Here is a 17,879-nt window from a genome sequence, read left to right as displayed (position 1 = left end):
ATTAGGGCGCGAAGAGGAAATCCTCTCGCCTTGAACCTCTCGCCTGATCCCCTCGCCTCATCTTGCCGGCTTTCAGGCGGCCTTCGCAGCCTTCTCGGCAGGACTGCGCTCGACGATGATCTTCTTGATTTCCGGCACGCAGGAACCGCAATTCGACCCGCACTTGAGCTGCTGCTGCAAGGAGGCCAGGACCTGGCCCGGTTCGCTGCACTTGGCCCAGTCGTTGCCGTCGAGGGCATCGAACAGCTGCGTTTCGGCAACGTTGAAGCAGTTGCACACGATGCGTCCGCGCGGCTTGAATCCTTGCGGCGCCTTGGACGACGGCACGAGCAGCAGGCGGCCCAGGGCGGCGACCGGCTGTTCGGCCTGCAGGTAATCCTTGAGCCAGTGCTCGGCCGAGGTATCGCCGGCCAGGGACACGGCCGCGAGCCTGCCGTCCTCGACGCGGATGTGGCGGGCATTGCCGCGCCGCGCATCGTCGTAGCGCAACACGCCGGCGCTGTCCGCGCCTTCGAGCCGGAACAGGGTTTCGATCTCGCGCAGGAGTTCGGGAGACGCCGGATAATCATCGGCGGCGCGGAACAGCACGCCGACCTTTTCCCTGCCGAACAGGGTGCAGGATCCATAGGCGAAATGGCGCATGTAGGGCCGCAGGGCGGCCTGCACCTTGAGCGCCTCGTCGCGCGCGGCCCAGCCGAACGCCAGGAAGCGCCAAGGCAGTTCCGCCTTCAAGATCTTCACTGCCGCGTGCTTCAGTTCGGGCTGCTTGGAGCTCGGGCAGAATGCGGAGGTGGTGAGTGCATTGACGCCATGGCCGCCGCGCCCCGACACGTATTCCTCACCCCAATGCATGGCAACGAAGGCCTGCCCGGCGCGCATGTCGTCGCCCGCGATGGCAGGCAGGATCTGCGAACCGCGGCGGCTGGTCACGTGGACCAGGTCGCCGTCCCGGATGAGGCGCCGGTCCATGTCGAGCCTGGCCATCACCACCGCCGGCTCGGCGGCATGCGAGAACAGCTGGGCGACGGTGCCTGTCCGGCTCATGCCGTGCCACTGGTCGCGCAGGCGGCCGGTGGTGAGGCGGAACGGATAGCGCGCATCGGCCGGCTCGGCCACCGGCTGGTAAACCGTGTTCACGAACTTCGCCCTGCCGCTGGCCGTGGGGAAGACGCCGTCCTCGTAGAGGCGCGCCCGGCCGGCGGTCGCGCCCTCGGGGAAGGGCCACTGCTGCGGCCCCTGCTCTTCCAGGATGCGGTAGCTCAGGCCGGTGATGTCGAGGTCGCGGCCGCGCGTGCTCTCGCGGTGTTCGTTCCAGATCTGCTCGACGTCCGCGTAGGGAAACAGCGTGCCGGTCCGGCCAAGCAAAGCTTCGATGCGGCGCGCAACGTCGACTGCGATTTCCCAATCGTGCCGCGTTTCGCCGGGCCGTGGCAGCACCGGCTTGAAGCGCGTGATGCGCCGCTCGGAATTGGTCACCGTGCCTTCCTTCTCGGCCCAGGTCGTGGCCGGCAGCAGCACGTCGGCGAATTGCGCCGTCGCGGTGGTGCGGTAGGCTTCCTGCAGGATGACGAGCTCGGCCTTCTGCAAGGCTTCCTGCACCAGCTTCTGGTCTGGCAGGGATTGGGCAGGATTGGTACAGGCGATCCAGAGGATCTTGATCTCGCCCTTGCGCACCGCCTCGAACATTTCGACCGCGGTCTTGCCCGGGGTGGCCGGCACGTCATCCACGCCCCACAGCTTCGCCACCTCGGCGCGATGGCCGGGATTGGCCATGTCGCGATGGCCGGACAGAAGATTGGCCAATCCGCCGACTTCGCGGCCGCCCATGGCGTTCGGCTGCCCGGTCAGCGAGAATGGCCCGGCGCCCGGCTTGCCGATCTGGCCGGTGGCAAGGTGCAGGTTGATCAGCGCGGCATTCTTCGCCGTGCCCGAACTGGACTGATTCAGGCCCTGGCAATACAACGACAGCGCCGCAGGCGCCTCGCCGAACCAGCGCGCGGCCTTGACCAGGTCGTCTTCGCTGATGCCGCAGGTATCGGCGACGAATTTCGGCGTGTAGTCGCGCACCGTGCGCTTCAGGTCGGCGAAGCCCTCGGTATGCGCATCGATGTAGGCCTGGTCGATCAGGTCTTCCCACAGGCAGAGGTGCAGCATGCCGTTGAAGAGCGCCACGTCGGTGCCCGGCAGGATGGCCAGGTGCAGGTCGGCATCGCGCGCGGTGTCGGTGCGCCGCGGATCGGCAACGATCATCTTCAGGGCGGGATTGCGCTTGCGCGCCGCCTCGATCCGGCGATACAGGATGGGATGGGCGTAGGCGGTGTTCGACCCGGCAATGAAGATCAGCGAGGCATGGTCGATGTCTTCATAGCAGGCTGGCGGCGCATCGGCGCCCAGGGTCTGCTTGTAGCCGGCGACCGCGCTCGACATGCACAGCCGGGAATTGGTGTCGATGTTGTTGGTGCCCAGCAGGCCCTTGGCCAGCTTGTTGAAGACGTAATAGTCTTCGGTCAGGAGCTGCCCGGAGATGTAGAAGCCGATGCTGTCCGGTCCGTGCCTGCGCACGGTGTCGGTGATCCGCGCCGCCAGATGGCCGCTCGTTTCTTCCCAGCTCGCGCGTCCGCGGGGTTCGCCGCGATGGAGGCGCATCTCGGGATGCAGGGCGCGCGCCTGCTGCTGCAGGAGCGGATCGGCGCTCAGGTGGAGGGTGCTGCCCTTGGTGCAAAGCCGGCCGAAGTTGGCGGGGTGGTCCGGATCGCCGCGCACGCCGGTGACGCGCTGGCCGTCGGTTTCGACGATGACGCCGCAACCTACTCCGCAATAACAACAGGTGGCCTTGGATTCACGCAAACCATTCATGCCGCCTCTGTTTCCGTCGTTGCCGGGTTCACGCCGGGCAGCGCATCGAGTTCGTTGACATCGAGGAAAACCTGGCCGTCGTCCACCCTGACGCTGAAGGTCTGGGTGCAGCCTTCGTCGGGCGCGGTGGCGCAGCCGGAATCGAGCTGGATGTTCCAGTTATGCAGCGGACAGGCGACCTTTTCGCCGAATACGATGCCTTGGGACAGTGGTCCGCCCTTGTGCGGGCAGCGGTCGAGGAGCGCGAATATCTTGTCTTCGCCGTTACGGAAAATCGCCACGTCAGGCTTCTGCGCCCGCTTGACGACCCGCGCGCCGAGCACGGGGATGTCTGCGACGTTGCAGACGGCTTTCCACTGTTGCGACATGTGTGGCTTCCTTTACATGAGTTGCATGACTTTCACCGGCGCGGCCCGGGTGGTCGATGAGTTTCCGATGCAGGTGCTGAGGATGACGGCGGTGGCGGCAACGGTCAGCACGATGGCGGTCAGATAGATTCTCATGGTCGTTCCTTTCAAGTTCGATTGAAGTTGACGGAACCGCGCGGCATCGTTCTGGTTGCCTCCCCTCGCGGGGAGGCGCGTTCTGCTCAGATGTTCAACGGCTCGAACTGGCGCTCATCGACCAGGGCCTTGGCCTTTTCGTGCCAGGGATCGGGTTCGCCATCGAGCGAGAACAGCAGGCGTTCGTACAAGGCCTTGCGGTTTTCCGCGTTTTCCAGGATCTGTTTCTTTACATAGTCTAGCCCGACTCGCGCGAGGTAATGCACGGTGCGCTCAAGGTACCAGCCTTCTTCCCGGTAGAGTTGCAGGAAAGCCCCGGAATATTCCAGGACTTCCTCGTGGGACTTCACCTTGACAAAAAAGTGCGCCACTTCGGTCTTGATGCCGCCGTTGCCGCCGACATAGATTTCCCAGCCGGAATCCACCCCGATCACGCCGACGTCCTTGATGCCGGACTCGGCGCAATTGCGCGGGCACCCGGAAACGGCAATCTTCACCTTGTGGGGCGCGTACATCTTCCAGAGCGCACGCTCGAGCTCCTGCCCCATCCGGGTCGAATCCTGGGTGCCGAAGCGGCACCATTCCGAGCCGACGCAGGTCTTCACCGTGCGCAGCGCCTTGGCATAGGCGTGGCCGCAGGGCATGTCGAGATCCTTCCAGACGGCGGGCAGGTCTTCCTTCTTCACGCCCAGCAGGTCGATGCGCTGGCCGCCGGTCACCTTGACGGTGGGGATCTTGTACTTGTCGACCACGTCGGCGATCTTGCGCAGGTCGCCGGCCGTGGTTTCGCCGCCCCACATACGCGGAATCACGGAATACGTGCCGTCCTTCTGGATGTTCGCGTGCGCGCGCTCGTTGATGAAGCGGGACTGCGGATCATCCTTGGCCTCGTGCGGCCAGGTGGAAATCAGGTAGTAGTTGATCGCCGGCCGGCAGGTATGGCAGCCGTTCGGCGTGCGCCATTCCATGAAGCGCATCGTGTCCGCGATCGTCAGGAGCTTGTTGACCTTGATGGCGTCGCGCACCTGCTGGTGGGTATGGTCGGTGCAGGCGCACAAGGGCTTGGCCTTGGCGGACGAAGAATAGTCGCCGCCGGCGGTGGCCATGATGATCTGTTCCACCAGGCCGGTGCAGGACCCGCAGGAAGCGGATGCCTTGGTGTGCTTGCGCACGTCCTCCAGGGTGAATAGCCCCTTTTCCTTGATCGCCTTGACGATGTTGCCCTTGCAGACGCCGTTGCAGCCGCACACTTCCGCTTCGTCGGGCATGGCGGCGGCCTTGGTGAAGCCTTCGTGGCCGGTGTCGCCGGGACGGCCGGTATTGGACTCGCCGAACATCAGCGAATCGCGGATCTCGCTGATGTTCCGGCCTTCGCGCAGCAGCTTGAAGTACCAGCTGCCGTCCACGGTGTCGCCATAGAGGCAGGCGCCCACCAGCTTGTCTTCCTTGATGACGAGCTTCTTGTACACGCCGCCGATGGGATCGGACAGCACGATTTCCTCGGTGCCTTCGCCGCCCATGAATTCGCCGGCGGAGAACAGGTCGATGCCGGTCACCTTCAGCTTGGTGGACGTCACCGATCCCTGGTAGCGCCCGATGCCGAAGTTCGCGAGATGGTTCGCGCAAACCCGCGCCATCTCGAACAGGGGCGCGACCAGCCCGTAGGCGGTGCCGCGGTGATTGACGCACTCGCCCACCGCGTAGATGCGCGGGTCGTAGGTCTGCATGGTGTCGTTGACCACGATGCCGCGGTTGCAGTACAGGCCGGCCGATTCGGCCAGCGTGGTGTTGGGACGGATGCCGACCGCCATGACCACCAGCTCGGCGGGCACTTCCAGTCCGTCGGTGAAGCGGATCGCCTTCACGCGGCCCTGCTCGTCGCCGACCAGTTCCCTGGTGTTCTTGTCGAGCAGGAATTTCAGGCCGCGGTCTTCGAGCGACTGCTGCAGCATTCTGCCGGCCGTCGGGTCGAGCTGGCGCTCCATCAGCCAGGCAGGCAGGTGCACGACGGTGACGTCCATCCCGCGCAGCTTGAGGCCGTTGGCCGCTTCCAGGCCGAGCAGGCCGCCGCCGATCACGACCGCATGCTTGTGGCGCCCGGCCGCGTCGATCATGGCATTGGTGTCCTGGATGTCGCGGTAGGAGATCACGCCATCGAGCTCCTTGCCGGGCACGGGAAGGATGAAGGGATTCGAGCCGGTGGCCAGCAGCAGCCGGTCGTATTCGGCAACGACGCCATCGTCGGCAACGACCTGGCGCTTCACGCGGTCGATGCGCACGATCTTCTTGCCGAGATAAAGCGTGATGTTGTTCTGCTCATACCAATCGACATCGTTGAGCATGATGTCCTTGATGGTCTGCTCGCCTGCCAGCACGGGCGACAGCAGGATGCGGTTGTAGTTCGCATACGGTTCGGCGCCGAAGACGGTGATGTCATACACGTCGGGAGCGAGCTTGATCAGCTCCTCGAGCGTGCGCACGCCTGCCATTCCATTGCCAACCATGACCAACTTGAGCTTCTTCATTAAAGCGCCTCCAGCGTTCAGAGCACAACAGCTTCGCCATTGAAGCCTGGTGAAAAGAGTGTTCCCTGCTGTCTTAGCAAAAGCGGTGCCACGCGATTTGCGGGGAAAAGATCCGGGCGGAGGACGATTTGTGCACTGCAGCGGTGCAAAACCTTGCCGCGGTTCGATGGAAGCGGCGGGATTGGTGCGCGCCATGGTGCAATTCATGGCCGGTCGCCATTGAAGACACCGCGAAATACGGCGATTTCACCGTGGCATAGCGATTGCATCAGGCAAGCGCAAATCCATCCCCGGTGCAAAGGAGCATCAATGCAAACGACGTCGTTCTGGAAGGCGGGCCATACCCCGACCCTCCTCGCTTCCTTCTTCTACTTCGATCTCAGCTTCATGGTGTGGGTGCTGCTCGGCCCGCTGGCCGTGCAGATCTCCAAGGACATCGGCCTAAGCCCCGCGCAGAAGGGCTTGATGGTAGCGACTCCCTTGCTGGCGGGGGCGCTGCTGCGCATCGTGATGGGCGTGCTGGTGGATCACCTGAAGCCCAAGAAGGCAGGCGCCATCGGGCAGGTCATCGTCATGGCCGGCCTCGCCTGGGCCTGGCTGGGCACGCTCAAGTCCTACGACACCATGCTCGCGCTCGGCGTGCTGCTGGGCGTTGCGGGCTCCGCCTTCGCGGTCGCGCTGCCCCTTGCGTCGCGCTGGTACCCGCCCGAACACCAGGGCACGGCGCTCGGCATCGCCGGCGCCGGCAACTCCGGCACCGCCTTCGCGGCGCTGTTCGCGCCTTCCCTCGCAATCGCCTTCGGCTGGCAGAACGTCTTCGGCCTGTGCCTCATCCCGCTGGGCGTCGCGTTCGCCATCTACCTGGTCTTTGCCAAGGACGCCCCGTCCGCGCCGCCGCCCAAGTCCCTGGTGGAATACCTGCATGTGCTCAAGGACCGCGACGCCTGGTGGTTCATGTTCTTCTACAGCGTCACCTTCGGCGGCTTTTCCGGGCTCGCTTCTTCGCTGACCATCTACTTCAATTCGCAGTACGGCCTGTCGCCAGTCACCGCAGGCTACTTCACCGCCGCCTGCGTGTTCGCCGGCTCGCTGGTGCGGCCGATGGGCGGACGCATCGCCGACCGGATCGGCGGCATCAAGACGCTGTCGGTGATGTACGTGCTGGCTGCCCTGTTCCTGTTCATTGCCAGCACCGGCCTGCAGTCCGCGGCCGCGGCCGTGGTCGTGTTCGTCTGCGCGATGCTGGCGCTGGGCACCGGCAACGGCGCGGTGTTCCAGCTGGTGCCGCAGCGTTTCCGCAAGGAGATCGGCGTGATGACGGGCCTGGTCGGCATGGCCGGCGGCGTCGGCGGCTTCTACCTCGCCTCCAGCCTCGGCTATTCCAAGCAGGTGACGGGCAGCTACCAGCTCGGCCTGACCCTGTTCGCCATGCTGGCCGTCCTTGCCCTGCTCGGTCTGAGCATGGTGAAGACCCGCTGGCGTACCACCTGGGGCAGCGCCGCCCTGACCTCGGCCAAGATCTGACCGACACCTGTTGTCCCTTCCGGTAACGCCGTTCATGCATCGCGTGAACGGCGTTCGTCTTGCGCGACGCTACAATCCCTGCATTCACCCGTGAACTTCATGTCCCTTACCGTCTCAGTCGGCCATGCCAGCGCTGCCGGGCTGCGCGAACGCAACGAAGACTTCGTTGGCATGGTCACGCCTAACGAGCCCGAGCTTTCCAGCAAGGGGCTGATCGCCGCCATTGCGGATGGCGTTTCCGGCAACGCCGGGGGAAGGGATGCGTCCGAGTACACCGTGCGCGGCTTGCTGGCAGACTACTACGCCACGCCGGAAACCTGGCCGGTGACGCAGTCCATGGACAAGGTGCTCAAGGCGATCAACAGCTGGGTGCAGCGCCAGGGGTCGGTGCGGCCGGAGCTGTCCGGCATGGCGACCACGCTTACCAGCGTCGTGCTGCGCGGACGGTTCTATTACTTCGCCCACGTCGGCGACACCCGGCTTTACCTCTACCGCGGCGGCGCCCTCAGCAAGCTCACCACCGACCATGTGTGGGACCGCCCGGAGATGCAGCATGTGCTCACGCGCGCCATCGGACTCGATTCCCTGCTGGCCATCGACCATGGCATGGGCGAACTGCAGGAGCGGGATATCTTCCTGCTGCTGACTGACGGCGTGTGGGCGACGCTCGGCGAAATCGACGTGGTGCGCTGCCTGGCCGACGTGGCGCTCGGCAACTGCAATTGCGATGACGGGTCGCGCCGGCTGGTCGATGCCGCGCTCGGGGCCGGCTCGTCGGACAACGTCAGCGCCTTGATGCTGCGCATCGACGCGCTGCCGGAAGAAAACCTGCGCGACGCGCTGTCCGTCTCGCAGCAGTTGCCCTTGCCGCCGAGGCTCAAGCCGGGCCAGTCACTGGACGGCTACCAGGTGGAGGAGCTGATCCATTCCTCGCAGGCGACGCTGCTGTATCGCGTCTTCGATCCGCGCAGCCAGCGCCAGCTGGTGCTCAAGACCCTGCAGCCCGACCGCTCCGGCGATCCGCAGGAACGATCGGCCTTCGCGCACGAGGAATGGCTGGCCAAGCGCGCGGTGGCCCGCTTCTTTCCCCAGGTGATCACCCCGGACCGGCGCAATTACCTGTATTACCTGACGACCTGGCATGAGGGCCAGAACCTGCAGCAAAGACTGGATGCGGGCCGGCATTTCACCATCCCGGAGATCATTACCGACGGCGTGCGTCTGGTGCGGGCGGTCGGGGCCCTGCACCGGCGCAGCATCCTGCACCGCGACGTCAAGCCGGCAAACGTGCACATGGGAACCGACGGCGAACTGCGGCTGCTGGACCTGGGCGTGGCGCAATCCGGCCTCGAGGAAAAGTCGGAACTGCAGGCGCCGCAGGCCGGCACGCCGTCCTTCCTCGCGCCGGAGCTGTTCGAGAATGGCTCGCCGTCGCGCCAGACCGACCTGTATGCCACCGGCGTCACGCTGTACAACATGCTGACGCGGCGCTTCCCCTATGGCGAGATCGAGCCCTTCCAGCGGCCCCGCTTCGGCGAGCCGGTTCCGCCCAGCCGTTTTCGTCCCGACCTGCCGCTGTGGCTGGAAAACGTCTTGCTGAAAGCGGTGGCGCGCGATCCGGCTGACCGTTTCGAAACCGCGGAAGAATTCCAGCTCGCGCTGGAGCGCGGCGCAAGCAACCCGATGCCCGCGCGCGGCGCGATGCCGCTCGCGAAGCGCGACCCGGTGGCCTTGTGGCGCGCGGTCGCGGTCATTTCCGTGGTGCTCAACCTCCTGCTGCTCTACATCGTCGTGGTGCGCTGAGCCCGCTTCCCGGAGGGCGGCGCCCTCTGGGACATCCTTGCCGCTCAGGCCGCTTCCTTCGCCGGGTGCGCCTGCCGGTGGTACAGGAATTCCAGCACCGAACGGCGGTACTCGGTATAGAGCGGATCTTCCGCCAATGCCACGCGGTCGCGCGGACGCGGCAGCCGCACAGCAAGGATGTCGCCGATGGTGGCGGCCGGCCCGTTGGTCATCATCACGATGCGGTCGGAGAGAAGGACCGCCTCGTCGACGTCGTGGGTCACCATGACCACGGTGGAATGCGTCTTGGCGACGATCTTGAGCAATTCATCCTGCAGGTGGGCGCGGGTGAGCGCATCGAGCGCGCCGAAGGGTTCGTCCATCAGCAGCACCTTGGGCTCCATCGACAGGGCGCGCGCGATGCCGACCCGCTGCTTCATGCCGCCGGAAATCTCGTGCGGCCGCTTGTGCTCTGCATGGGCCAGGCCTACCAGCGCCAGCGCCGCCCGGGTGCGCGCCTTGAGCTGGTCTTTGGATTCGTTCGAGCCGAAGACGCGCTCCACCGCGAGGTAGACGTTTTCATGGCAGGTCAGCCACGGCAGGAGCGAGTGGTTCTGGAACACCACCGCGCGTTCGGGCGATGGTCCGGCGATTTCACGGTTGGCGCAGAGCAGCGTGCCATCGGTCGCGGTCAGCAGGCCGGCGATCAGGTTGAGCAGCGTCGACTTGCCGCAGCCGGAATGGCCGATCAGCGTGATGAATTCGCCTTTCTTCACCGTCAGGTTGATGTCGCGCAGCGCGTGGAAAACGCCCTTCCTGGTGTTGAACGTCATTTCGGCATTCTGTACTTCGATGAACTTGCTATCGGTGTCCATGACTCTGTCCTTTGCTTGCATGCGATTGGTTCGTGTACGCGGCGATGAGAGCCTAGTTGCGCACGTCTTCGTAGGTGAAGGCCCGGGCGAGGGCGACCAGCGCCTGTTCCAGCAGCAAGCCGACCACGCCGATGACGACGATCGCGATGATGATGTGGGGAACGTTGAGGTTGTTCCACTCGTCCCAGACCCAGAAGCCGATCCCGACGCCGCCGGTCAGCATTTCGGCGGCAACGATCACCAGCCAGGCGGTGCCGATGGCGAGGCGCACGCCGGTGAGCATGTAGGGCAGCACCGAAGGGAAGAGGATGCGGGTGACGATCTTCCATTCCGACAGGTTGAGCACGCGCGCGACGTTCATGTAGTCCTGCGGCACGCGCTGCACGCCCACCGCGGTGTTGATGATCATCGGCCAGATAGAGCAGATGAAGATCGCCCAGATGGCGGCGGGATTGGCGGCCTTGAAGACGAGCAGGCCGATCGGCAGCCAGGCCAGCGGCGACACCGGCTTGAGCAGGCTGACGATGGGATTGAACATGCCGGCGAGGAACTTGAAGCGGCCGATCATGAAGCCCAGCGGAATGCCGACCAGCGCCGCCAGGCCGAAGCCCATGCCGACGCGCTTGAGCGAGGAAAGGATGTTCCAGCCGATGCCCTGGTCGTTCGGTCCCTTCTGGTAGAACGGATCCGAGAACACGCGGATGGCTTCTTCCAGCGTCATCAGCGGCGAGGGAAAGCTCGTGGTCTTGAGTGAAACGATCTGCCACACCAGGGCGAGGAAGGCGATGCCCAGCACCGGCGGCAGCACGCCCAGCAGCAACGGCCGCAATGGCGATTTCCGCATGGCGGGCCGGGCGTCGGCGCCCACCCGGATGCGGCGCTTGCCTTCCGCCGCGATGGCAGGCTCCGCAGACGCGGCGCCATGATCGGCGATGTTTTTCATGACTGCGCTCATGGTGGTTTTCCTTTATGCCTTGATCTTGAAGCTGTCGGCGTACTTTGCCGGTTCCTTGCCGTCCCAGACGACGCCGTCGATGAACTTCGAGGAGCGCATCGTTTCCCTGGGAACGCTGATCTTCATGGCGGAAGCGACGTCCTTGTAGAGGTCGATCTGGTTGACCTGCTTCGCGACCGCGAGGTAGTCGGGGTGTTCCTTCAGCAGGCCCCAGCGCTTGTGCTGCGTGAGGAACCACATGCCATCGCTGAGGTAGGGAAAGTTGACGCTGCCGTCGTTGAAGAACTTCATGTGGTTGGGATCGTCCCAGGTCTTGCCCATGCCGTTCTGGTAACGCCCGAGGATGCGCTGGTTGATCGCGTCCACGCCGGTGTTCACATAGGACTTGTCGGCCACCGTCTCGGCCATCTTCAGCTTGTTCTGCAGGCCGGCGTCGATCCAGCGGCTGGCCTCGAGCACCGCCATCATGACCGCGCGGCAGGTGTTCGGGTTCTTCCTGACAAAGTCGGCGGTCGTGCCGAGCGTCTTTTCCGGATGATCCTTCCAGATGTCCTGCGTGGTGACGGCGGTGACGCCGATGCCATCCATGATGGCGCGATGGCCCCATGGCTCGCCGACGCAGAATCCATCCATGTTGCCGACACGCATGTTGGCCACCATCTGCGGTGGCGGCACGGTGATCGCCTTGGCGTCCTTGAAGGGATTGATGCCGGCGCTCGCCATCCAGTAGTAGATCCACATCGCATGGGTGCCGGTCGGGAAGGTCTGGGCGAAGGTGTACTCGCGCTTCTCGGTCTGCATGAGCTTGGCGAGGCTGGGGCCATCGACGGCGCCCTTGTCGGCAAGCTTCTTTGACAGGGTGATCGCCTGTCCGTTGTGGTTCAGGTTCATGAGGACGGCCATGTCTTTCTTGGGGCCGCTGACGCCGAGATGCACGCCGTAGATCAGGCCGTACAGCACGTGGGCCATGTCGAGTTCGCCATTGACCAGCTTGTCGCGCACGCCGGCCCACGAGGCTTCCTTGGTCGGAATGATCTTGACGCCGTACTTCTTGTCGAAGCCCAGCACCGATGCCATGACGACCGACGCGCAATCGGTCAGCGGGATGAAGCCGATCCTGACTTCTTCCTTTTCCGGCTTGTCGGAGCCGGCGGCCCATGCGCCTCCCGTGGCAAGGCTGCCGAACGCACCGGCGGCAGCCGCTGCGGCGCCTGCGCCCGCCTTGATGATGCTGCGGCGGGTCATGTTCGTTTTCATTGAAGACATGTTTTCCTCGTCGTTGATGTCGAAAAGAGCAAAAACAAAGGCGTCCGGCCTCATGAGACGAGCTCATGCGACACGGACGCCTTTGTCCAACGCGTCCCGGCCTGCGTCGGCCGGAACGACTGATTCTTTCGGTGCGCCATCGTTGGCGCTTGCTGTCCTGACTGCAATTGATGTGCCAACCCCGCGTTCGCGGATTTGCACATCATTGATCCGGATTCATCCTCTTGCTGCTAGTTTGCCGCACCCGTTTTGTGCGGCGCATTGAAACGGGGCGCTCAAATGAGCAGGTCGGCGACGTCGATCATGCGTTGCGCGACCTCGGCAAGCTTGAGGTTCTTGTCCATGGCGAGGCGGCGCAGCTTGCGGTAGGCCTCGTCTTCGGTGCAATGATGGCGCTCCATCAGCAAGCCCTTGGCGCGTTCGATGAGCTTGCGTTCGGCGAGCTTGAGCTTGGTTTCGGAAAGTTCGTGGCGCAGCTTCTGGTCGACCTCGAAGCGGGCGATCGCCACGTCCAGCACCGCCTTCACGCGCTCGGCCGAGAGGCCGGCGACCACGTAGGCGGACACGCCGGCCTCGATGGCGGCATGCATCTTTTCCTTGTCGCCGTCCTCGGTGAAGCAGACGATGGGACGGCGCGCGTCCGCGGTGGCGGCAACGACTTTCTTGAGGGCGGCGTCGGACTGCTCGTCGACGATGATGACGTCGGGCTGCAGTTCCGCGATCCGGTTTTCGAGGTCGGCATCCGGCGGCAGCGCCGCCAGGATGTTGTAGCCGCCTTCGAGCAGGCCGATGCGCAGCGCCCTCGCCCGCTCCGCCTGCATATGCGCCGCCTCATCCGCTCCCTCGGGCACGACAAGGGAATTGATGACGACGATCTTCAGCTGCCTGGAATCTGTCATGGTGTGTCTCTCTCGTTGTTGAAGCCGGTCGTTACCCTCGCCTTCGAGAGCCGCATGCAGCTTGGCGACCCCGGCGCGGGCTTTGGCTTACAATGGCGCTTTGCAAGAAGCTTGCCATCTTCCGGCAGCACTCCTCTCCCACCATGCTCGTCCTCGGCGTCGAATCCTCCTGCGATGAAACCGGCCTCGCGTTATACGATACGCAACGCGGCCTCCTTTCCCATGCTCTCCACTCCCAGGTGGCGATGCATGAAGAATATGGCGGCGTGGTGCCGGAACTGGCCTCGCGCGACCATATCCGGCGCGCCATTCCCCTTCTGGAACAGGTGCTGGGCAAGGGCGGCGTCGAGGGTTCGGCCATCGACGCGATCGCCTATACCCAGGGCCCCGGACTGGCGGGCGCGCTGCTGGTCGGCGCGTCGGTGGCATGCGGACTCGGATTGGCGCTGGACAAGCCGGTGCTCGGCGTGCATCACCTCGAGGGGCACCTGCTGTCGCCGCTGCTGGCCACCGACCCGCCGGCGTTCCCCTTCGTGGCACTGCTGATCTCGGGCGGCCATACGCAACTGATGCGGGTGGACGGCGTCGGCCGTTACGCGCTGCTCGGCGAAACGCTCGACGACGCGGCGGGCGAGGCCTTCGACAAGTCCGCCAAGCTGCTCGGTCTGGGCTACCCCGGCGGCCCGGCGATCTCCCGGCTGGCGGAATTCGGCGATCCCGGCGTCTACCAGCTGCCGCGCCCCATGCTGCATTCCAAGGATCTCAATTTCAGTTTCTCAGGCCTGAAGACGGCCGTGCTGACGCTGGTACACAACCAGATCGCGAACATCTGCGAGCAGGACAAGGCCAACGTGGCGCGGGCCTTCGTCGATGCGATCGTCGAGGTGCTGGTGGCGAAATGCCTCGCCGCGCTGAAGCAGACCGGGCTGAAGCGGCTGGTGATCGCCGGCGGCGTCGGCGCCAACCGGCAACTGCGTGCGGCGCTGAACGAGGCGGCGTCGCGGCGCGGCTTCAAGGTGTACTACCCGGAGCTGGAATTCTGCACCGACAATGGCGCGATGATCGCCTTCGCCGGCGCCATGCGCCTGCAGATCGATCCGCAGGCAGCGCAGCGCGACTACGGCTTCAACGTGCGGCCGCGCTGGCCGCTGGATGAGCTGACGGCCGGAGCGGGCTGAACGGACTTGGCGGACTTTGGGGGACTTGGTGGATTGAAAGGCTCGGTCCGCCAGGACCTCATTTCTTCTTGCTGCCGATGCGGCTTTCCTTGCCCGCGATGAGGTTGGCGATGTTTTTCCTGTGGCGGTAGACGAGCAGGCCGCTCATGACGAGCACGGCAAGCAGCTTGATGTCCGTGCCGAACAGCAGGCCGTAATAGAAAGGCGCGAACACGGCGGCAACCAGGGCCGCCAGCGAGGAGTAGCGGAATGCATAGGCGATCACCAGCCAGGTGACGAGGGTGGCCAGGCCGAGCCAGCCATTGAGGCCGATGAGCACGCCGAGCGCCGTCGCCACGCCCTTGCCGCCGACGAAGCGGAAAAACACCGGCCACAGGTGGCCGATGAAGACGGCCAGCGCCACCAGCGCCACGCCATTGTCGCCGATGCCGTAGTCCATGCCGTATTGCTGGACCCACCACACCGGAACGAGTCCCTTGAGGGCATCGCCGAGCAGCGTCAGGGCGGCGGCGGCTTTGTTGCCGCTGCGCAGGACATTCGTGGCGCCGGGATTCTTCGAGCCATAGGTGCGCGGGTCGGCCATGCCGAGCAGCCTGGTCACCACGACGGCGAAGGAGATGGATCCGATCAGATACGCCGCGAGGGTGATCAACAAAGTATTCATGTTTTCCTGGGGGGTTGTAGGCGGGGTCAGTCGTCGAGCGCGCAGCGGACCGGCGCGGCGGACAGCAGCGTGGTCAGGACGCCCGGGACGATGCCGACGAGATAGCCGCGGCGGCCGCCGTTGATATAGATCTTGTCGAGCGCAAGCACTGTCTCCTCGACGTAAACCGGCATCGCCTTGCGGGTGCCGAAGGGCGAGGTGCCGCCGACGAGGTAGCCGGAATGGCGGCTTGCCACCTCCGGCTTGCAGGGCTCGACCGACTTCCGGCCGGTCTGGCGCGCCAGGTTCTTGGTGGATACCTTGCGGTCGCCGTGCATCAGCACGATCAGCGGTTTCGCAGCCTCGTCCTGCATGACGAGGGTCTTGACGACATGGTGCTCGTCGACGCCAAGCTCGCGGGCCGATACGGCCGTCCCGCCATGCTCTTCGTACTCATAGAGATGTTCGGTAAATGCCACGCCATGCTTGCGCAGGAACTGCGTGGCGGGTGTTTCGGAAACGTGTTCTTTCTTGGCCATGCGCGTTCTTCTCTCGAGTGGCCACATTATGCAGAAGTTGGTGATGGCTGCAAATCCATCGTTGTTCCAAAGTAAGGAAAGCCGTTGCCAATGGTGCAATGCGATTTGAGATGGATCAATGAACTTTCCCTTTGCAGGAATGGACAAAGTGGGACCTCGATCGCGTGTGGTACAACGCTGTTTGCTGCGCTCGCACAAAATATCCGTCGAGCAATTTTTCGAGGCGGCATTCAGAAAAATATTTTGTGCGTCGCACAAAAAGCCTCTTGATTTCGGATCGACCGCCCTTAGAATAAGAATTGTTGCAGCGCACAATGCGTACGCGAGAAACCATTTACCGAACCTCCAAGGAGAAAGCCATGTTCACCACGCCCGAACAATTCGCCACCGTCGCCAAAGCCAACCTCGAAGCCCAGCTCGCCGCGTTCACCACGCTGAGCACCAAGTCCGTCGAAGCCTTCGAGCAGATCGTCGGCCTTAACATCAACGCCAGCAAGGCCTCCCTGGAGGAGTACGCCGCCGCCACCCGCCAGTTGCTGGCCGCCAAGGACCCGCAGGAATTCGTCACCCTGACCGCCGCCCAGGCCCAGCCCGTCGCCGCCCGCGCCATCGCTTATGGCCGCCAGCTTGCGAGCATCGCCAACAGCGCGCAGACCGAACTGACCCGCGTGGCCGAAGAGCAGTTCGCCGAGAACAGCCGCAAGGTTACCGCCATGGTCGATGACGCTGCGAAGAACGCGCCCGCCGGTTCCGAAAACGTGATCGCCATCGTCAAGTCCGCGATCGGCAACGCCAACGCCGGCTACGAGCAGTTCAGCAAGGCGACCAAGCAGGCTGCCGAGGTCGTCGAAGCCAACATCAACAACGCGGTGAGCCAGTTCTCCCAGGCCGCCGAAAAGACAGCCAGCGCCGCCGGCACCGCCCGCACCCGCAAGTAAGCTTTCCGCCCGCATTGAAAAAGGCCGCTATCAAGCGGCCTTTTTTGTATCTGCGTCCCGGACGCAGCGGGCGGGGCCTCGCGTTCGCGAGGCACATCCCTGGCGTGTCCCCGCCGTTCCGGCGGGGAGAGGGTTCTGGCGTCCTTGGTTTGCCGACCGGCGCTCCAGGGCGCGATCGCCGCGAATCAGAGGCTGCTGACGATATACGTGGCAGCGAACGTGGCGACGACGATGGCGATATAAGAAAGTGTACGAATCAATTCCATGACAATCTCCCTGACAACGATTTCACTCTAACGCAGCAACCCCGCTTCAAATTGACGAACAGCAAGGTAATGATGCCTTGATTTTGATCAAGACGAATTTCCCGTTCAAAATCATTGCGATATGCAAACTTTCCAGTGCTTATCCACAGGCTTGGCCACAATGAATGTGTACAAGCCGCGCAAACCTTCCTTGAAACCTTCATTCATCCGCGGGGATGGTGCTCCGCGTGCAGCTTCTTGAGTCGTTCGCGCGCAACATGGGTATAGATTTGGGTGGTCGAGATGTCTGCATGTCCAAGCAATAGTTGCACCACTCGCAAGTCCGCACCATGGTTGAGCAGGTGGGTGGCGAAGGCATGGCGCAGCGTGTGAGGCGAGAGCGGCGCACGCACGCCTGCCTGCAGCGCGTACTTCTTGATGAGCGTCCAGAACATCTGCCGCGTCATGGGGCCGCCGCGCGCGGTGACGAACAAGGCATCGTCGAGCTGCCCCTGCAGGATCAGGTGCCGCGCTTCCTTGAGGTAACGCTCTATCCAGCCGCGGGCTTCCTCGCCGAAGGGCACGAGGCGCGTCTTCGCGCCCTTGCCGGTGATGCGCAGCACTCCCTCGTTCATGCCCAGTTCCAGGGACTTCAAGCCCACCAGTTCGGACACGCGCAGCCCGCTGGCGTACATCAGCTCCAGCATGGTGCGATCGCGCAGGCCGAGCGGCGTGCCGGTGTCGGGCGCGGTGAGCAAGGCCTCGACCTGGGTTTCGCTCAGGGTCTTGGGCAGGCGCGGCGGCTGCTTCGCCGACTTGAGCTTCAGGCAAGGATCGGCGCTGACACGGTTCTGCCGCAACGCGAGCTGGTAGAAGCGCTTGAGTACCGCCAGGCGGCGGTTGGCCGAGGTCGCCTTGGTGACGGCGTGGCGCGCGGCGAAATAACCGTTCAGGTCGGATGGCTGCACGTCGTAGAGCGTCTTGCCGCCCTGCTCGCCCAGCCAGGCGGCGAACAGCGTCATGTCGCGGCGGTAGGCCTCGAGCGTGTTCTTCGACAGCCCATCTTCCAGCCAGAGCGTGTCGCAAAACTCGTCGATGGCCGGCTGGCTGGCCCCGGCTTCGGCGGCCGGCTTGCGTGCGGTGCGTGGCAT

Annotated in this window: 15 protein-coding genes; 4 read left to right on the top strand and 11 right to left on the bottom strand. The window is 64.3% G+C overall.

What is annotated here, in order from left to right; all coding sequences use genetic code 11:
• Window positions 1-72: 72 nt before the first annotated feature.
• The 4 genes from G3574_RS07270 to nirB form a co-directional block, all read right to left on the bottom strand.
• Window positions 73-2,856: a nitrate reductase gene (locus G3574_RS07270; RefSeq protein ID WP_205609689.1), complete on the bottom strand. Its 2,784-nt coding sequence runs from the start codon at window positions 2,854-2,856 to the stop codon at window positions 73-75.
• On the bottom strand, window positions 2,853-3,224 hold the full coding sequence (nirD, locus tag G3574_RS07265) for a nitrite reductase small subunit NirD (protein ID WP_163961524.1): 372 nt from the start codon (window positions 3,222-3,224) through the stop codon (window positions 2,853-2,855). The genes G3574_RS07270 and nirD overlap by 4 nt, the downstream gene beginning before the upstream one ends.
• A 12-nt stretch (window positions 3,225-3,236) precedes the next feature.
• Window positions 3,237-3,359: a hypothetical protein gene (locus G3574_RS28650; protein WP_268958867.1), complete on the bottom strand. Its 123-nt coding sequence runs from the start codon at window positions 3,357-3,359 to the stop codon at window positions 3,237-3,239.
• A gap of 86 nt (window positions 3,360-3,445) precedes the next feature.
• Window positions 3,446-5,884: a nitrite reductase large subunit NirB gene (gene nirB / locus G3574_RS07260; RefSeq protein WP_163961522.1), complete on the bottom strand. Its 2,439-nt coding sequence runs from the start codon at window positions 5,882-5,884 to the stop codon at window positions 3,446-3,448.
• A gap of 309 nt (window positions 5,885-6,193) precedes the next feature.
• Between nirB and G3574_RS07255 the strand changes: the two genes are divergently transcribed.
• Both G3574_RS07255 and G3574_RS07250 read left to right on the top strand, forming a co-directional pair.
• Window positions 6,194-7,408, top strand: a complete 1,215-nt coding sequence (locus G3574_RS07255) for a nitrate/nitrite transporter (protein ID WP_163961521.1) — start codon at window positions 6,194-6,196, stop codon at window positions 7,406-7,408.
• Between the two features lie 99 nt (window positions 7,409-7,507).
• Window positions 7,508-9,211, top strand: coding sequence for a bifunctional protein-serine/threonine kinase/phosphatase (locus G3574_RS07250; protein WP_163961518.1), 1,704 nt, complete (start codon window positions 7,508-7,510; stop codon window positions 9,209-9,211).
• 44 nt (window positions 9,212-9,255) lie between these two features.
• Here G3574_RS07250 and G3574_RS07245 read toward each other — a convergent pair whose 3' ends face one another.
• From G3574_RS07245 to G3574_RS07230, 4 genes are all read right to left on the bottom strand, one after another.
• Window positions 9,256-10,065 (bottom strand): ABC transporter ATP-binding protein, encoded by an 810-nt coding sequence (locus tag G3574_RS07245; RefSeq protein WP_163961516.1) that lies wholly within the window; start codon window positions 10,063-10,065, stop codon window positions 9,256-9,258.
• A gap of 52 nt (window positions 10,066-10,117) precedes the next feature.
• A complete protein-coding gene (ntrB, locus tag G3574_RS07240) occupies window positions 10,118-11,020 on the bottom strand; it encodes a nitrate ABC transporter permease (protein WP_163961514.1) in 903 nt (300 codons plus the stop codon).
• Between the two features lie 12 nt (window positions 11,021-11,032).
• On the bottom strand, window positions 11,033-12,277 hold the full coding sequence (locus tag G3574_RS07235; protein ID WP_407941647.1) for a CmpA/NrtA family ABC transporter substrate-binding protein: 1,245 nt from the start codon (window positions 12,275-12,277) through the stop codon (window positions 11,033-11,035).
• 284 nt (window positions 12,278-12,561) lie between these two features.
• Window positions 12,562-13,185, bottom strand: coding sequence for an ANTAR domain-containing response regulator (locus G3574_RS07230; protein WP_163961510.1), 624 nt, complete (start codon window positions 13,183-13,185; stop codon window positions 12,562-12,564).
• Window positions 13,186-13,328: 143 nt separating this feature from the next.
• Here G3574_RS07230 and tsaD point away from each other — a divergent pair, with 143 nt between their 5' ends.
• The gene (tsaD, locus tag G3574_RS07225; protein ID WP_163961672.1) at window positions 13,329-14,363 is read left to right on the top strand and encodes a tRNA (adenosine(37)-N6)-threonylcarbamoyltransferase complex transferase subunit TsaD; all 1,035 of its coding nucleotides are present in this window, start codon (window positions 13,329-13,331) and stop codon (window positions 14,361-14,363) included.
• A gap of 58 nt (window positions 14,364-14,421) precedes the next feature.
• Here the strand turns inward: tsaD and plsY are convergent, their stop codons facing one another.
• Window positions 14,422-15,027 carry a glycerol-3-phosphate 1-O-acyltransferase PlsY gene (gene plsY, locus G3574_RS07220; RefSeq protein ID WP_163961507.1) on the bottom strand — a complete coding sequence of 202 codons (606 nt, stop codon included), beginning with the start codon at window positions 15,025-15,027 and terminating at the stop codon, window positions 14,422-14,424.
• 26 nt (window positions 15,028-15,053) lie between these two features.
• A complete protein-coding gene (gene ybaK, locus G3574_RS07215) occupies window positions 15,054-15,545 on the bottom strand; it encodes a Cys-tRNA(Pro) deacylase (RefSeq protein ID WP_163961505.1) in 492 nt (163 codons plus the stop codon).
• A 359-nt stretch (window positions 15,546-15,904) separates the two neighbouring features.
• Here ybaK and phaP point away from each other — a divergent pair, with 359 nt between their 5' ends.
• A complete protein-coding gene (phaP, locus tag G3574_RS07210) occupies window positions 15,905-16,483 on the top strand; it encodes a TIGR01841 family phasin (RefSeq protein ID WP_163961503.1) in 579 nt (192 codons plus the stop codon).
• Between the two features lie 469 nt (window positions 16,484-16,952).
• On the opposite strand, the gene xerD is transcribed toward phaP, so the two are convergent.
• Window positions 16,953-17,879 (bottom strand): site-specific tyrosine recombinase XerD, encoded by a 927-nt coding sequence (gene xerD / locus G3574_RS07205; RefSeq protein WP_163961501.1) that lies wholly within the window; start codon window positions 17,877-17,879, stop codon window positions 16,953-16,955.

Source organism: Noviherbaspirillum galbum (assembly GCF_010974945.1).
In the GTDB taxonomy this organism is placed as follows: domain Bacteria; phylum Pseudomonadota; class Gammaproteobacteria; order Burkholderiales; family Burkholderiaceae_D; genus Noviherbaspirillum; species Noviherbaspirillum galbum.
The sequence above is the reverse complement of the archived record's forward strand: the minus strand, read 5'-3'. Positions and strand labels throughout refer to the sequence as shown.

What these genes read in the sequence shown, in the direction of transcription:
- xerD (WP_163961501.1), bottom strand. Translation starts at nt 17,879, where the DNA reads ATGCCACGCACCGCACGCAAGCCGGCCGCCGAAGCCGGGGCCAGCCAG.
- nirD (WP_163961524.1), bottom strand. Translation starts at nt 3,224, where the DNA reads ATGTCGCAACAGTGGAAAGCCGTCTGCAACGTCGCAGACATCCCCGTG.
- phaP (WP_163961503.1), top strand. Translation starts at nt 15,905, where the DNA reads ATGTTCACCACGCCCGAACAATTCGCCACCGTCGCCAAAGCCAACCTC.
- plsY (WP_163961507.1), bottom strand. Translation starts at nt 15,027, where the DNA reads ATGAATACTTTGTTGATCACCCTCGCGGCGTATCTGATCGGATCCATC.
- G3574_RS07230 (WP_163961510.1), bottom strand. Translation starts at nt 13,185, where the DNA reads ATGACAGATTCCAGGCAGCTGAAGATCGTCGTCATCAATTCCCTTGTC.
- tsaD (WP_163961672.1), top strand. Translation starts at nt 13,329, where the DNA reads ATGCTCGTCCTCGGCGTCGAATCCTCCTGCGATGAAACCGGCCTCGCG.
- ybaK (WP_163961505.1), bottom strand. Translation starts at nt 15,545, where the DNA reads ATGGCCAAGAAAGAACACGTTTCCGAAACACCCGCCACGCAGTTCCTG.
- nirB (WP_163961522.1), bottom strand. Translation starts at nt 5,884, where the DNA reads ATGAAGAAGCTCAAGTTGGTCATGGTTGGCAATGGAATGGCAGGCGTG.
- G3574_RS28650 (WP_268958867.1), bottom strand. Translation starts at nt 3,359, where the DNA reads ATGAGAATCTATCTGACCGCCATCGTGCTGACCGTTGCCGCCACCGCC.
- G3574_RS07235 (WP_407941647.1), bottom strand. Translation starts at nt 12,277, where the DNA reads ATGAAAACGAACATGACCCGCCGCAGCATCATCAAGGCGGGCGCAGGC.
- G3574_RS07245 (WP_163961516.1), bottom strand. Translation starts at nt 10,065, where the DNA reads ATGGACACCGATAGCAAGTTCATCGAAGTACAGAATGCCGAAATGACG.
- G3574_RS07270 (WP_205609689.1), bottom strand. Translation starts at nt 2,856, where the DNA reads ATGAATGGTTTGCGTGAATCCAAGGCCACCTGTTGTTATTGCGGAGTA.
- G3574_RS07255 (WP_163961521.1), top strand. Translation starts at nt 6,194, where the DNA reads ATGCAAACGACGTCGTTCTGGAAGGCGGGCCATACCCCGACCCTCCTC.
- ntrB (WP_163961514.1), bottom strand. Translation starts at nt 11,020, where the DNA reads ATGAGCGCAGTCATGAAAAACATCGCCGATCATGGCGCCGCGTCTGCG.
- G3574_RS07250 (WP_163961518.1), top strand. Translation starts at nt 7,508, where the DNA reads ATGTCCCTTACCGTCTCAGTCGGCCATGCCAGCGCTGCCGGGCTGCGC.